At 57.3% G+C, this 15386-nt stretch carries 15 protein-coding genes and 1 tRNA gene; 2 read left to right on the forward strand and 14 right to left on the reverse strand.

The window, feature by feature from the left end:
• Positions 1-111: 111 nt before the first annotated feature.
• From K1X75_13920 to K1X75_13940, 5 genes are all read right to left on the reverse strand, one after another.
• A complete protein-coding gene (locus K1X75_13920) occupies positions 112-1395 on the reverse strand; it encodes a 4-hydroxybutyrate CoA-transferase (GenBank protein MBX7059159.1) in 1284 nt (427 codons plus the stop codon).
• A gap of 93 nt (positions 1396-1488) precedes the next feature.
• On the reverse strand, positions 1489-2037 hold the full coding sequence (locus K1X75_13925) for a hypothetical protein (GenBank protein ID MBX7059160.1): 549 nt from the start codon (positions 2035-2037) through the stop codon (positions 1489-1491).
• Positions 2037-2810, reverse strand: a complete 774-nt coding sequence (locus tag K1X75_13930; GenBank protein MBX7059161.1) for a hypothetical protein — start codon at positions 2808-2810, stop codon at positions 2037-2039. The genes K1X75_13925 and K1X75_13930 overlap by 1 nt, the downstream gene beginning before the upstream one ends.
• A complete protein-coding gene (locus K1X75_13935; protein ID MBX7059162.1) occupies positions 2807-3772 on the reverse strand; it encodes a HEAT repeat domain-containing protein in 966 nt (321 codons plus the stop codon). The genes K1X75_13930 and K1X75_13935 overlap by 4 nt, the downstream gene beginning before the upstream one ends.
• 202 nt (positions 3773-3974) lie before the next feature.
• A complete protein-coding gene (locus K1X75_13940; protein ID MBX7059163.1) occupies positions 3975-4463 on the reverse strand; it encodes a response regulator in 489 nt (162 codons plus the stop codon).
• A gap of 199 nt (positions 4464-4662) precedes the next feature.
• Between K1X75_13940 and K1X75_13945 the strand changes: the two genes are divergently transcribed.
• Positions 4663-4902 (forward strand): hypothetical protein, encoded by a 240-nt coding sequence (locus K1X75_13945; GenBank protein MBX7059164.1) that lies wholly within the window; start codon positions 4663-4665, stop codon positions 4900-4902.
• Positions 4903-4913: 11 nt separating this feature from the next.
• Here K1X75_13945 and K1X75_13950 read toward each other — a convergent pair.
• Positions 4914-4986, reverse strand: a tRNA-Phe gene (locus K1X75_13950).
• 72 nt (positions 4987-5058) lie between these two features.
• Between K1X75_13950 and K1X75_13955 the strand changes: the two genes are divergently transcribed.
• Entirely contained in the window at positions 5059-5448 is a 390-nt protein-coding gene (locus K1X75_13955) for a CoA-binding protein (protein ID MBX7059165.1), read from the forward strand.
• Here the strand turns inward: K1X75_13955 and lipB are convergent.
• From lipB to K1X75_13995, 8 genes are all read right to left on the reverse strand, one after another.
• A complete protein-coding gene (lipB, locus tag K1X75_13960; GenBank protein MBX7059166.1) occupies positions 5409-6116 on the reverse strand; it encodes a lipoyl(octanoyl) transferase LipB in 708 nt (235 codons plus the stop codon). The genes K1X75_13955 and lipB overlap by 40 nt on opposite strands.
• Entirely contained in the window at positions 6079-7338 is a 1260-nt protein-coding gene (gene truD / locus K1X75_13965; protein MBX7059167.1) for a tRNA pseudouridine(13) synthase TruD, read from the reverse strand. Before truD ends, lipB begins: the two co-directional genes overlap by 38 nt.
• A 331-nt stretch (positions 7339-7669) precedes the next feature.
• Positions 7670-9154 (reverse strand): glycosyltransferase family 39 protein, encoded by a 1485-nt coding sequence (locus K1X75_13970; protein MBX7059168.1) that lies wholly within the window; start codon positions 9152-9154, stop codon positions 7670-7672.
• Complete coding sequence (locus K1X75_13975; GenBank protein MBX7059169.1) at positions 9151-11511, reverse strand: DEAD/DEAH box helicase; 2361 nt, start codon at positions 11509-11511, stop codon at positions 9151-9153. The genes K1X75_13970 and K1X75_13975 overlap by 4 nt, the downstream gene beginning before the upstream one ends.
• 44 nt (positions 11512-11555) lie before the next feature.
• Positions 11556-12782: a ribonuclease H-like domain-containing protein gene (locus K1X75_13980; GenBank protein MBX7059170.1), complete on the reverse strand. Its 1227-nt coding sequence runs from the start codon at positions 12780-12782 to the stop codon at positions 11556-11558.
• A complete protein-coding gene (locus K1X75_13985) occupies positions 12779-13549 on the reverse strand; it encodes a glycosyltransferase family 2 protein (protein MBX7059171.1) in 771 nt (256 codons plus the stop codon). The genes K1X75_13980 and K1X75_13985 overlap by 4 nt, the downstream gene beginning before the upstream one ends.
• Positions 13550-13589: 40 nt before the next feature.
• Positions 13590-14312: a histidine kinase gene (locus K1X75_13990; GenBank protein ID MBX7059172.1), complete on the reverse strand. Its 723-nt coding sequence runs from the start codon at positions 14310-14312 to the stop codon at positions 13590-13592.
• A gap of 70 nt (positions 14313-14382) precedes the next feature.
• The gene (locus tag K1X75_13995; GenBank protein ID MBX7059173.1) at positions 14383-15360 is read right to left on the reverse strand and encodes a hypothetical protein; all 978 of its coding nucleotides are present in this window, start codon (positions 15358-15360) and stop codon (positions 14383-14385) included.
• Positions 15361-15386: the final 26 nt, after the last annotated feature.

A 15386-nucleotide genomic window follows, 5' to 3' on the forward strand; every position in this document is an offset into this window, starting at 1 on the left:
GCTTTTGCGTCACAGACGCCGCCCGGCGAGCGGCGCATATGAAAAATGCTCAGCCGCGCCCGCGGCTGGCTATGTTTTTTGTGTCAGAGCGCGCGGCCAGGGCCGGATTTCTCACAGATTCAACCAACGGGATTCCTTGCGCAATTGTTCGCGAAAATCGGGATGAGCAATGGAAACCAGGGCCTCGGCGCGCTGGCGCAGGTTTTTGCCGAACAGATCGGCGATGCCGTATTCCGTGACCACGTAGTGAATATCGCCGCGGCTGGTGACTACGCCGGCGCCCGGCGTCAGGTGATTCTTGATCCGGGATAATTTGCCGCCTTTGGCTGTCGATTCCAGGGCGATAATTGCTTTGCCACCCGGCGATCGCGAGGCGCCCCGGACGAAGTCCACCTGGCCGCCAATTCCGCTATAGATCATCTCGCCGATACTGTCAGCGCAGACCTGCCCGGTCAGGTCGACTTCCAGCGCCGAATTGATGGCCCGCATCTTTTGATTTCGTGACACGATGAAGGGATCATTCACATAGTGACTGGGATGGAGCTCAAAAAGCGGATTGTTATCCATGTACTGATAGAGTTCCCCGGATCCCATGGCGAAGCTGGCAATGACCTTGCCGCGGTGCAGACCCTTTGCCTGATTGTTGATAACGCCAGACTCCAGCAGCGGTAGCACGCCGTCGGAAAACATCTCGGTGTGAATACCGAGGTCGCGCTTATCGCCAAGACAGGCCAGGACGGCGTTCGGTATTCCGCCGATGCCCATCTGCAATGTGCAGCCGTCTTCTACCAGCCCGGCAACATGACGGCCGATTTCCATTTCCAGATCGCTGCATTTGCCAGCGGGAAGCTCCAGAGGCGCTTCTTCAAGTTCGACAAAATAATCTACGTCGTTAACATGAATGAAGCTGTCGCCAAGGCTGCGCGGCATCTTTGGATTTACCTGGGCGAGCACAATCTTTGCTGCTTCGGCGCAAGGTTTGGTCACGGAGACTTCGATGCCAAAACTCATGAAGCCATAACGATCGGGAGGCGAAACATTTACCAGGGCCACGTCGATTGGCCAGTTGCCGCCGCGCACGAGCGTGGCGATTTCGCTCAAAAAGATTGGAATGTAGTCGGCCCGTCCCTCATTGACGGCCTTGCGAACGCCCGGCCCGAGGAACCACGCATTGGTGCGCAGCGCGCTGCAATCGCGGAAGGGATCCTCGCCAAATACCAGGAGGTGGTTTAGTTCGATATCGCTGAGATGCCGGGCGCGTTCAATCAATGCGCCGGTGAGGGCTCGCGGCAGCGCAGCGTTGCCGTCGAGGAAGACGCGCATTCCACTCTGAATGCAGTCTACGGCGGTGCTGGCTGATACGGTGCGTTCCTTATACCAATCTTTCCAATGCATGCCGCAGTTGGCGTCGCTTCCGTTGCGGGCCAACCCATTTTCAACATCTGGCGGTGAAGGAACGCGCAGATTCGCTGTTCGTCCAATCAGGGTCTAACGGGAACCCTGGGGAGCTGCAGATCCAGGTACGTAGAAATCCGGATTCCAGGCGAGGCTATGTAGCAGCCGGGACGCTGCTTCGTTGTGGTCCTTTCTCCAGGCGACGATTGCCAACAGCAGCAAGTCGCCCTGTCGTTTGATTCTAATTTCTCGTTGGATGTCATTGCGCCCGATTCGGCCCTCACATTGAAGCCGCCTGTCGAAGTCGCCGCCTTCCGGTAGCTCCGGAAAGCGGCAGGGGGCCAGCGTTTCCAGCGACAATTGCGGTATCGCTTCGGCGCGGCGGAGTGTAAATGCGGTCATATAGACATACAGACTTTCCTGGTCTGCGGACTGCAGCTCCGTCTCCATATGCAAGCCGCGCGGTGTTTGGCGAACCCGCATGGGTTCAGGCGTCAGGAAACTTGCCGGAGCGCGATAGTGATTGAAAGGCGCGTTTGACTCGACGACTGCTGCCGATTCGACGGATTGCGCAACCAGTCTGTTGCTGAGTCCAAGTGCGAGGGCCAGCGCGACTCCCGCAATGCGGCGCCAACCAATCATCAGAAGAGCGCCTGATCCAGCCGTAGCGGACGCGCATCAACAAACTCAAAAACCAGGGTGCTGTCGCCAATGCCTAAGCGGCCGCCGAACTCGGCAGCGTTGCGGTCAATCCACTGTCCCGATGCGAGCAAACCTAGAAAATTGCCGCGCACCTCATACGCCTGGCCGGCAATGATCGGCGCGATGCGGCGTTCGGCGCGACGATCAAAGCGATCCTCTCGATAGCGAAACAGCGCCTCGCGTCCATCGAGGTCAAAAAACGAGAGGTAGTCGCCACGTACGCCCGAGTAGCGCAGTCGGATCGAAGCAGGAGGGGTCTGACCTTGTTGCATCGCCTTTCGGATTTCGTCCAATCGGGGATCATTTTCCCGAATGTCGCCCTCATATGGCGAGTCTGAAGCATCTTGCTGCGGCGAACTCAGCTGGGCCAGCGTTTGGCCGCCGGGGGCGAAGCCAAAGATCCGAAACGCAAGGCGATAGCGTTCGTTAGTACGCATGTTCGTGTTTTCAAATCCTTCGCTCAGGAAATACACTGTCCGACCTGCTGCATCCTCAAAGACGCGGACCGATTCATAGGCACGGCCCGTATCCGCCCGACGCAGGCCTCGAAACAGGAGTTCTTCGTGCAGCGATCGGCGGCTCCCACGCAGGGATCGCAACTCGGCGTGACTGAAATCGCTGAACTGAGCGGGCGACGCCGCCGGCGTCCGCGCGGCGGATAGCAACGTCGCTACGAGCAGCGCCCCGCCGCAAGGCCGCGCGAACGGAATCATGGCGCACCCTCGGCGCCGGAAGCGCTGCTGTTTTCTGATGTTTCTGGCGCGTCGCGATCGCTTTCGTCTTCGCCAGTGGCGCCGTCGAGCCGCTTGATAGCAGCCCGGGCTGCCGCGCGGATCCGCGGGCCTGAATCGTTGGCGGCAATGTATTCCAGAAGCGGGCGCGCAGCCTGCAGACGAATTTCTCCTATCTGGCGGACGGCGCGCAATCGAACTCGGCCATCATCGTCGCGCGCTGCGGCGAGGATTTCGGCGTTCACTTCTTCGTCCCCCAGGCGCACCAGCGCGCCCAGTAACTGAAGTTTGAATGAACTTAAAGCAGCGCGCTCCCGGGAATTGGAAAGGGCCCGAATCTTGTTCAGTTCCTCGCGGATGGGGGACGCTACGCTGCGATCCCCCAGTCGTCCCAGCGCGTTGGCAGCGAAGCTGCGCGTTGTTGGGTCCAGTTGCTCATTGCGCAGGACGCCCAGCAGGTGGTCTTTCATTTCAACGGCGCCGGCTCGGCCATAAAACAGGGTGATTGCCAGTCGTATCTCGCTATGAGTGCGGGGATCGTCTGATTTCTCCTTGAAGAAGGACGCCATTTCGCGCCGCTTCAGTTCTCCCAGAAGATTGATCACGCTGACCAGCAATTGATTGTTTTCCGCGTACTCCTCCTTTCTGGCCAGTTCCTCCAATGCAGCTCCGGCTTCGGCCGGCGGATCGTGTGAAAGCGCTGCGACGGCGGCGCGGATCACGTCGCGGTTCTCATCGCGCAGCGCAGCGATAAAGACGGCCTGCGACGATCGGTGTCGCATTTCACCCAGTACGCGTATTGCGGTTTCACGGACGGCAAAATCGAGGTCCTTGCTGGCCATTTCTTCCAGCACAGGATAGAAGCGCTGCCGTTCCTGTTCGTTGAGCGCGATTACTTTGCGCATGCCCGCGCGTCGTTCGGTAGAGGCCGCAAAGCGGATCATGTTCTCCAGGGCGTCGAGGGCGCGCTGTCGCGGCTCGGAGGCGTCGCCGGCGACTGACGAGGCGGGCGCAGGCGCCGAAGGGCTGGGAGCTGTTTGTGCAGGAGCCGACGGCGCAGGCTGTGCCAGCAAAGCGCCGCTCAATACGACTGAGGCCGCGAGGCTGCAAAGCCTGAGGGTTGTGCTGCAGTTGATAAGCGCCAGACTATGGACTGGTGCGCAGCGCCGCGTTCTCTTTTTCCAGCATGGCAACACGCTGTTCCAGGGAATTGAGCAGACGCTGGTTTTCAATATTCTCGCGGAAGCGAGCGATAAGTTCCTCAATATCGCGGCGGAGCGTGTCCATATTCCAGGGCTTTTCCACATAGCGATTCAGGCCCCCGTAGTTGATGGCATGGATAGCATTGTCTAAACCAGCCTGACCGGTGAGCAAGATCTTGATGCAGTCGACCTGCGTCTTATTGATCTGCTCCAGAAACTGATCGCCCTTCATTCCCGGCATCACCTGGTCAGTGATCACCACTTCCACGACGCCGCCGGATTTTTCTATGTCGTCGATCAGCTGCAACGCCTCCTCGGCGCTGGAGGCAATTTCAATCTCATGACTGCCGCCAAAATGTTCGCGCAACTGCTCGCGAAGCGTCTCCAGAACGGAGACCTCGTCATCAACGCAGACGAAGAATCCCTTGTCCATGCTACTCTCCCTGATCATCGGTCAGACCCTGCAAATCTTTAGTCGCATCGCCCCTTCCCCCGAAGGCGGCGGTCCCTGGAAATACAGTCACAGACCTGACCTGCATTCAATCAATTTTCCCGCCGGAGGGCGCCAGGGAATTCCGATTGGCCATTGGATTGACCGCAGGACGCTGCGCTCAGCGCCTTGATCTATGGCATTGCGCTACCTGATGACCCAGCAAATCGTTCCTGGCCAGGGGATGAGCTATACCCACTATGAGATCGAGGGCGACGACCAGATTGTCAGAATGTTGACGGCCCTTCCCGAGGCTGGCCGCATCTCGCTGTATCCTCGACCGCCGGTGAAAAAGCTTTTTGCTCCGGAGCGCTGTGAAACCTCCAGTGCGGAGGACTTTTTGAAGCTATGGGCAGAAGGCGAGAATAAGCTTCGGCAATAAGAAAGTTGCACTGCCCAGGGGCGGAATCGAACCACCGACACAAGGATTTTCAGTCCTCTGCTCTACCGACTGAGCTACCTGGGCCGCATGGACAGGTCCGCCGCCGCCAGCGCCCTGTCAACAAGTTCGGTACGATTCGGACGTCAGGAGAATTTCATGAGCCACGAATTGATTCGACTGCTGCGGAGCAAGCCGCCGCTGGCCCTGGTCGGCGCCAGCAACAGACCGGAAAAGTTTGGCAATATCATTCTGAAGACGATGCGAGCCCGCGACTACACTATTCTGCCAATCAATTCGGCAGAGAAAGAAATCGAAGGTCTGCAGGCCTTTCCAAATTTGACAGAAGCCGCGCAACGGTCCGCAATTGGATTGGTGGTGTATGTTGTGCCGCCTCCGCGAACATTGCGCAGTCTGGCGGAAGCGCGGTCGCTTGGGCTGCTGCGCGTCTGGATACAGCCAGGCGCCAGCGATGCTGCAGTTGTCGATTATCTGGAAAGGAACGGTTTTCAGTTCTTGGTGAACGCCTGTGTGATGGTCGAAGGCTGATCATCCCGAGTGGAGAATTCCAGGGCCTCGGCCAGGCAATGCAGGAATCGCTGAGTGAAGTCGCCAATCCTATCCGACGCTCCGCCCAACTGCTCAATGCTGACCGGCCGTAGCTCGGCATGCCCGCATACCGCAATTGCCGAAAAGCTGGAGAGCGAGTTCTTAACATTCAAAGCCAGACCGTGGCTGGAAAAAAAGGACTTCAAATCCAGACCAATCGAAAGCAGTTTACGGCCATCGATACTGTAGAGCCCGGGACGGTCTGAATCCAGAAAAGTTTCCAGCGACCACGTATGTTGCACGGCTTGCTGCACGCTTTCCAGCAGCATTCGAAAATACTCGCTGAATCCAAGCTGCCGGCGCCGCAAATCCAGATGCGCGTAAAAGATCCACTGGCCGGGTTCATGGGCCGTGTGATCGCCGCCCCTGGCAATCTGCGCGTATTTCACGCCCCGTCGACGTAGTTCAGCGTCGGTAAGGTGCAGGTTTTGCGGCCGAGATTGCACGCCGGCCGTAATCGTAGGCGGGTGCTGGCAGATGAGAAAGAGCTCCCGTCGAGCGCGTCGCAAGCGTTGTTGCAGGCGCAGATAACGATCGTAGTCCAGCGGCGGCGAAGCCGAGGCGATCATGTCAATTGTGCGCACCATTGTATTGCTCTTCAGGTTCATTGCGTAGATGGCGCGGATTCTCTGACGGAGCGCGCCGCAATGCTGTCAAACGTTTGATTACCATGGTCCCAAAGGAACCGCGCGGCAAGATAAATTCAACGGTTGCCTTCCGTTTCTTCTTGTAACGTTCGTCATCCATCCGCTCCCCGATTTTGAGATCGCGGGGATGCAGCAATAACGGGCGCTCGTAAGACTTCAAGTATACGTCCCGGAATGTCGCGTCTTCCAAATGCCGGGCTGTCAGCTTTTGCTCAGCCAGCGCCTGATCCAGAGCCTGCCGTACCGGCGCCTCCAGTCTGCCCATCCCCGGCCCAGGCGCCGGCAGTCGCTGCGCCTGCATAGCGCGCTCCGCTTCTGACGTCAGCGTACGATAGAAGCGGTAGGCGCCTGCCTTTCCGGCCGTCAGAAAACTTAGCGGCGCGTTGGCGGCCACCAGACGATCAGCAGCCTGATTCCAGAGATGCGATTGCAGCGAGCTAAGCGCCATACTCAGATCATCCCGTGAAAGCAATGAGGCCACGTTGGCCCGGCCCTTTCCCCTGCCCAACAGCATGCTGAAAGCGCGACGTTCCAGGTTGGTATGGGCGGCTGCCAGGCAAGCGGTCCAGTCGCCCCAACGCGCCTCAAGAATATGCTTTCGCTCTCTGGCAGACTTCTTTTCGCCGGGATAGCGCAATGTTAGAGCGATGCGCAAGGCGAGTTCGATCTCGCCGCGCAGCAAGGCGGCGGCCAGAAAGCCGCGCTTTGGATCATAGGCGCCAAATCGCTGATCATCAAAATAATTTGGCAACCCGTAGCGCAGAACTTCGCCGAGGTTTTCGTCAAGAATTGATTCCTGCCAGGGAGCAATATTTCTGAGCACGATGCGAAATGCATTGCCACTGATATACTCCGGCGCCATTGCCGAATTGCTTCTTCCAAGGTATTGTAGCGAGAAACCGTTGACTGGCGACTGCAGCGGCCTGTCGCCTTCCACCGTTACCAGCTGCGTTGTTGTCGCGTGACGATCCTTACGTCCGCCATAGCTGATTCGATCATAGCTGATGCCCGAATGTCGAGCAGCATAATGCAGCGCATCTGTCGTATTCCAGCCCGACTTGGTCAGTTGGTAAGCCTGAAATGCGCCCGCTTCTGTTAGCGGCAGGGTCCACTGTTCCTGAACAACAAAGTCGTCCGCCTGGACTTTGATCTTGTAAGCAATGGCCGCTGTGATTTCGCTCATCTTGCGCCAGCCATCAAGCAAAAGGCCAGCGCGCGACAATCCGGACCGCTTGCGGCCTCGCAATTTTGCATCAGCTGCGGTCGACGAAGACAACCGGCAAGGCAGCCGCTCTCAAACGATTGCAGCGCGGGATGCTGTTGCGCCTGCGCCCCGAACAATTGCAGTGCGCATTCCCGCCCTCTCTGGCATGCTTCCTCGCAATAGCTTGCGGACTCGAAGTGCACGCCGCCTGCGGTCTCGCTTGAAAAGAAGATTCGGCGGCCAAGGGCGAAGCTCAAGATCAACGCAATCAGAACGTAGAGCCCTCCCCATCGGACGTGCATCAAGCGCCTCATGGCTGAGGTCCCGGTCGAAACAATCCGGCTGTCTCCGTTAAGGCTGAAAGATTCATCTGCGAGCTTGAAGCATCGCTTTTGCGCAACCAGAGCGGCCACTTCGATTGCAGATGGTATCCATCCGGAATCTGGCTGCGGCTTGGCCCAGCAATTAGAATTGGTCGAACGCCATCGGCGCAGCTGATCGTGCTGGCTGCCGAGGATGCATGCCAGACGCTAAGCCGGGGATAGTACATTCGAATCAGGTACGCATCCCAGGCGCGGCGGCTGACAAGACAGAGTTCGCTGCCAATTGTCGCAGCTTGCGCCGTCGGGAGCAACGGACGAGAAAGTATTGGAAGGAGACCTACGTGAAAGAGGAAGATAGCAAACGCTCCCGCCCATCCTGCCCGCCAGAGCCATTGCGGCCAGCGAGGCGTCGGTTGGAGAATTGCTGCCGTCAGCGCCGCCGGCAGAAAGGGAACAACATAGTAGCTATCCTTTCGGTCCGGCAAAAAATGCAGCAATGTAAGCAATAGAACGGCAACAGCCAATTGTGCGGCCAGCCTTCGGGAGCGAGTCAAAATCGGGCCGCGAAACGCGAACAGCCAGCCGCCAAGCAATAGCGGGCTCCAGGGCAGCGAATACAGCAGCCACCCGCCCAGCAGCCGGAACTCCGACTGGTTTTGTCCGCCAAATTTTGCAAGATTCTCGAATATGAGAAAGTGCAATAAGGCCTCGCGCACGCGATCTGTTGGCTCGATAAGCCACACGCTCAAGCAAACAATTGTCAAAGGCATGGCCAAAAAGATTCCCTGGAGAGCCGTCCGCCGCAGGCGCCGAGCGAATCGCTTGCCGGGCATTCGCAAGATGGCAAAGGAGTGAACACTGCAAAAGACAATGGTTGTATAGACGCAAAATACCGGACCCTTAAGGAGGAGACCGGCGAGCGAAAATACACCGGCAAAGAATGCTGCAGCCGCCGCCGCGCCAATTCTTCCGGCGCCCTCAGCTTTCAGGATCCAGAATGCGGTCCAGATCAGACTGGCCGCCATGCCTTGCTCCATCATCAGCAGGCGCGAAAAGCGTGCTACGCCAAAGAGCGACAGATAGATCAATGCAGCAATTGTTGCCTGACACAACGACTGACGGGCAAGACGTACGCAGGCGGCGACGCCAGCGGCCGCCAGCAATGTGAAAAGAAAGGATGATAGACGCAATACGAAGATTTGCTCCCCGGCCAGGGATGCCAGAAGTGTGGCCGTCCAGAATAGCAGCGGCGGCTTGAAGTAGTTGATTTCGCCATTCAGCTGTGGCAGAAGCCAATGCCCCGAGCGCAATGTATCCTGGACAGTTGCAGCGTGCATCGGCTCATCGCCCTGCTGCAGCAGAGCAGCGCTCTGGCTACCCGGCAGCAAGTAGATGGCGGCCCAGACCGCCGTCAGCAATGCCAGAATCCAGCCGCGCTTCATCGCAGCTGGAGCGATGCGGGCAAAATTCATTCTTTTGAACCGGGGGAGGCCGACGCCCTGGAGCGAACTGTCTCCAAAGGCGAATGTTCCTGAGTCGGCGATAGTTCGCTGGCAAATGCTGCGCCGTCTTCGCACAGGAATCCAAGCATCTCCGTCGCCAGCGCCTTCAGGTTGCCCTCTTCCGCAGGCGCACCGGTGCAGGAAGGACAGCCATCGTTGCAGACGCAATCGGCTACGAGCTGTCGGGCTGCGGCGGCGACAACCGGTAGATTTTCGATAATGCGATAGCTGAGTTCCAGGCCGCCCGGAAAGGAATCGTAAAAATAGATCGCCGGCAGGCGGAAACTAACCATGCGAACTTCGGCGCGTACCCGGATGTCGCGCGGATCACATAACGTAAACAAAGGCGCTACAACTCCAAGCGCAGAGGCTGCAGCATTCAAGGCTGCTCCAAGTTGAGCAGCGGGCAGACGACGATGAAGCGGATGTTCCTCGGGTACCAGAATCCAGGCGCCCTGAGTATGCATTTCAATTTCCGGAGTATGTATGTCGCCCCATCCCAGATTTTCATGGGTCTCCAGTTTGATTTTCTTAAACATCACGGCCTTGACGCGCAGCATCAGTTCGCCGCGGCGAAGATCGAATCCGCCGCGTCGCGGACGCTCCTCTTCCTCAAGAACCGTAAGCTCAACTTTATCTTGCGCATCAGTATAATAGTCGACGTCGATGCGGCGAACGCGGGCCTGGCGATCTTCCCACAATAGTTGCTCCACGTAATACTGCCGCCCCTGATGAATGTAGATGGCATGTTCGTGAACAGTAACCGGCGCTGCGAACAGATCAATTTCTCCAATTACCTCCTCCCGACTTTTTTCCGTAACGTCGATGATCGCAAAGTTCTCGCGCGGGCCAGAGCGCATGCTGAAGGTATTTGCGGGATAGACATCGCTCATCCAGTGATACTTTTCGCCGCTCTTATTCAAGATGCGTCGTTCACTCAGGTAGTCGAGCACCTCCTTCAGGCCCGGAAAGGCGCCAAACGTATCGCCTTCGGAAAAGGGAAGTTCAAAAGCTGCACACTTGATGTGATCTGCAGCAATCAGCAGATTGTCAGCATTGATCATCGCCTGTTCCGGATTCTTTTCCAGAAATGCATCGGGATGCGAAATCAGATACTGATCGCTGCCGTCAGAAGTAGCAAGCAGCACCGACAACGAAGGACCGCCGCGCCGACCAGCCCGGCCAAACTGTTGCAAAAGACTGCTTATGCTGCCCGGATAGCCTAAAGTAACCGAGACTTCCAGAAGGCCAATATCTACGCCCAGCTCCAGAGCGTTGGTGCTGACGACGCCGATTACTTTGCCTTCGCGCAGCTCTCGCTCAATGCGACGTCGCTCGTTGGGCAGATAGCCGCCGCGATACGCTCGTATCTGCTGGCGCAATTCTGGACACCGTTCGCAGAGGTAGGTGAAAAGCAGTTCGACGCGCATCCGGCTGCGACAAAAGAAAATGGTCGAAATGTGATTCTTGAGCAAGAAGGCGCCAAGCGCCGCCGCTTCCTTTAGAGAAGAAGCGCGGATTCCAAGTTGCCGATTCACGACCGGCGGATTGTAGAACACTATGTTGCGCTCGCCGCGCGGAGCCCCGTTCCGGTTTACCAAATGAAATCTTTGTTCAACAAGACGTTCAGCGTGCTCGCCTGGATTTAGAATAGTTGCCGAGCTTGCCAGAAATTGCGGGCGCGCGCCATAGAAGGCGGCAATGCGCTGCAAGCGCCGCAGCAGATTGGCAACATGACTGCCAAAAACGCCGCGGTAGGTATGAACTTCGTCGAGTACCACGAACTCCAGGTTCTCAAAGAGCTTGATCCATTGCGTGTGATGCGGCAGGATTCCGGCATGCAGCATATCCGGATTGGTGATGACAAAGTCGCCGGCCTCCAGAATCTTCCGGCGCGCTGCTGGAGGCGTATCGCCATCGTAGGTGAAGATGCGAAAGTCCGTGCCACAGGCGTCGTTGAAGAGATTTAGAGCCGATTGCTGATCCTGGGATAAGGCCTTGGTTGGAAAGAGTAGCAGGGCGCGAGCGTGTGGCTTCTCTAGCTTGCGCTGAAAGATTGGAAGCATGTAGGTCAGCGATTTGCCCGAGGCCGTAGGCGTGACCACCACCGTGTTTTTTCCAGAAAGCGCTGCGCTCACCGCTTCACTCTGATGGGAGTAAAGTTGCCGGATTCCGCGGCCCTGCAGGGCCCTCAACAGGCGCGGATCCAGCTCCGGCGGAGCTGAGGCATATTCGGCGTCGGCCGCCGGCAGAGTAACGCTGCCGGTGATGCACGGAGAAAAATGGGGATCTGCATTCAGAAAGTCGAGAAATTGCGGAAGATTCATGGTCCGGCCCCGAAATTGGAAAGGACATAATCCTGAAGCGCCGGTCAAGCCGATTGCCGCTGGCGCTTGCGTTCCAGGCGCAGGCGCCGGCGACCCAATTCCTCCGCCCCGTAGACCGTTTCTGTCCTGCTGGCCTTGACCAACATTTCGAGGCAGAGCGCCAATGCCCCATCGTAGTCGTGCAACCGATGCTCCTGCAGGCGCATCAACATCATCCGCGACACATCGCAGTCATGGTCCCGAATTGCTTGCCACAAGGCTTGAGCTGCGTCGCTATTTCGGCCAAGCCTTCGATAAAGTTGGGCCAGCAGGATTAAATCACGGCGGCGCAAGGGCGCATCCCGATCCTCTTCCAGCCTTGAACCAAGCATTACGATCGCTTCTTCAATGTGTTGATTGCGCAGCAGGGTTCGCGCCAACCCGGAGCGCAGCAGTCGCCGACCGCCATCGCGCCGTTCATAGATATGTATGGCCTCCAGCATCAGAAAGCACATGCCGACCAGATCCAGTCGGTTGTGCTCAAGGACACGAGCCATGCCAGCATCGTGGCCGTAGTTGAGCCAATCAAAGTAAATCTGCGGCGCTTCTGCTCCCGGAAGATCGTCGCCTCGATCGAGGCCAAGCAGTTCGCGCTCCAGATCCGCCTGTCTTCGCCCGGGCATTGCCTCGCGGGAAATCAATCTCCGAAAGACGTGTAGCAGATCAAAGTGTGCCAGGCGCGGCAACTGTGGCCTTCGGTGCAGGAGCAGGCGATTGCGAATCAGGGGAGCATCGAAGGATTTTCCGTTAAAGGTAACCAGATACTCAAAGGAAGACAGCCGCGAGCTCAAATATTCCAGACAGCGCTCCTCTGCGCTGGGCGACGGCATCAGAATTTGCTCTACTGAAACGCCGCTGGAATCAATCATCGCGAGGCCTATCAAAAAGGGAACGACTCCAACTCCGCGCGAGAGCCCGGTGCTTTCCACATCGAGAAAGGCGATTTCGTCGGCGGCTACGGTTTGGGCGCCGGGCCACAAGGCAAGCTCCAGCAAAGGACTCAGCGAAAGCGGCATGTACCTGGAAAAGCGAAAGCGACCGGCCTGCGGATCATCGGATCGCCAGCGGCGTAGCAACGCGCCTTCCCCGAGACGTTCGAAACTCAGGTCGAAGAGCTCTTCGCTATCCCTTTTCTGCGCGCCCAGCGGCGGCTCTACGGCGCTCGTTGACCTCTCATCCTGTATTGCATCGCGCCGCTCGTAGAGCGAAAGCAAGGCCCCCAGACGACTCATACCGGCCGGCCTTTTGCTCGCTCATTGCTATTGCGAAAGTCCCTGAATCTCTGGTTCACCTCCCACAACTTGGCGTACTTCAGGAAATTGTAGTATCCGCCCATCGAAGCAAGCGCCAGCCCCGCATAGCCATCGAGAAAGCCGGCGCGAAACAAATAGATGACCAGGAATTTCCAGATTCCCTTGATCACGGCTGCAAGTGGGGAGCTGCGTTTACCAGAACCAACACGATCGCTGGCAGCCATGCTGGTATAACGATCGATCCGTTGCAGATGATCGCTGAGATCGGCATAACCGTAATGTTCCAGAACGCCGCTGGTGACGCCCGTTGGTAGCGCGGTGCGCCCGGTTTCATGAACCCGCCCTCCTTGAAAGTCAGCGGCGCCTCGAACAAAGAAGCGAATATTGTAATCGGGAAACCAGCCGCCGTGTTTGATCCAACGACCGAGGTAGTAGCTGATGCGCGGCAGTTTGTAAACCTGGAATGCTGGCGTTAACTGGGCGGCGATTTCCTGCAGCTCCAGCGCCAGCTCCTCGCTGCAAACTTCATCGCCGTCAATAACCAGGATCCAGCGGCCGCGGGCCAATGAAATGGCAAAGTTCTTCTGGTCGATGTAACCTGTGAAGCGGCGAGCAACGACTCTGGCGCCGTGGCGGCGAGCAATCCTGGCTGTGTCATCGCTGCTGAAGCTATCAACGACGACGATTTCATCCGCGAAGCGAACGGACTGCAGACAGCGCTCAAGTCGGATCGCCTCATTGTGCAAGATCAGGCATACGCTGATCCGCAGCGGCGGACTGACGCGCTTACTGGCTGCGCTCGAGGGAGCGTTTGCTGATAAATTTTTCGGTGAACGGGATTTCAAGGCGCGCCATCGTGCGATCTTTTTCAGTAATGATGCGAAACATTCCAGGATCGATATTTTCGCCCTTCAACAGGATGATGATCAAAGCAATACCAAGCCCCGCCCCCTCGGATTCGGAGGACATTGCCTGATCCATGTAGAATTCAGCGATATCATTGTAGCTCATCGCTTTCTTGAACTTCTCGCGCATCGTCGCCTCTTCCTGCCGCGCAATGCCCGTGTTGTTGACGACCTCCACGGTAAGGCCATCCTGATCGAACTGAAAATCGATCAAACAGAAGTAACCCTTCGTTCGCGCCTTCTGCCCGTACTCGAAGGCCATCTGCTCGGAGAAGATCCGTTTGTATTCTTCGTTTCCGCGGGCGTAGTCGGCTTCGTTGTTGATGCTCAGTCCGCGCTCCTCAAAAAAGACCCGCTTCTGGTTCGCCTTGCAACCATTGATTACCAGCTCTTTGAGGATCGTATAGACCGTTGTCACCAGCTGCGGCCGAGCATTCTTATCAAGAATGCTCTCGATGGCATGCTGGATGTGCTTTTCCACGAGGTCCGTCATGCGGTGCGTCTTAAGCGTCAGGGCACGCCCGTCACGCACGGCGACGTCAATATTGTCGTTAATTTGCTGCAAGGCCTGATTGGTACTCACGGCGGGGATTCCTGTGGCCATTCCTAATCTTCGGCTTTGCAGGGCGCAATTCCAGAACGCGCCCGCTCACAAGCCGGGAGTAATTTTTCAGCTAGTTTTCCAGTTCGCGACGCTTGAATAACGCGATGGAGGCCGCCCCCAGTCCAACGATCCAGGCCAAATTGATGGCCAATGAAATCTGCCCGGCATTTGCGCCAATTTGACCCAAACCAAGTTGTTGGAGTCCTCCGCGCAACTCGGGAATCCGCGACATAATCTCCGTATAGGCGTAGAAGAGATTCAGGCCGATCTGTGGCAATCCGTAACCCAGCAGATAAACCACCGGACGGAATACCTCACTTTCCGGCATTCGCCCGGACATCAGGAAGTAGGATGGAATAAAACTGAGCGCGAGCGGGAGGAGCGAAAGAAAGACCGCCGGGAACCTGCCCAACCAAATTGTTAGAAAGAATAGCAGCATCGTCCAAAGCGCAAAACCCTCCAGGGCAATCAACATGGAGGGCAAAAGCTCCTCGCCCCAGAAGCCCGTAGAAAGCTTCATCAGCGGCAAATAACAGGCTACCAGCAGCCCGCCGGAGACGACCAGGATGCCAAGTACCGCGAGATACTTCCCGACCAGGTATTCCCAGCGTGCAACCGGACGCGCCAGCAAGAGCGTATGCATGCTTGTGCGCAAATCGGCCAGGGCCAGAAAGGGCGTAAAGAAAAGGGCAAGCAAGAAGACCCAGGAAGTGAGCGAAAAAAAAGAAATGGTAACCAGAAGATTCTTCACGGTTGCCGCAACGGCATCGTCGGAAGGACTGCGGCTATCCATTTCCGCCAACATCGCGGCGCGTTGCTCGGCCGGTATTCCCGCTTGCATCAGGCTCTGCTCGTACTCAACCCGCTGCTGCTTGCGTCCAGAATCGGTAACGGCCCGGCAAGTGGCCCCGCAGCCGAAACCCAGACCCATAAAAAGAAAGCATCCGGCCAGCAATATGACCAGAAGTCGCCGCCGTACTGCTTCCCGGTAAGTCAGGCCAGCAATGACGCCAATGCGCTGCAAACTCAGTTCCAATCTCTGCATCATATGCTTCATCCTCTCCGGAAGCAATC

It is taken from the genome of Leptospirales bacterium, from assembly GCA_019694655.1.
In the GTDB taxonomy this organism is placed as follows: Bacteria; Spirochaetota; Leptospiria; order Leptospirales; family Leptonemataceae; genus SSF53.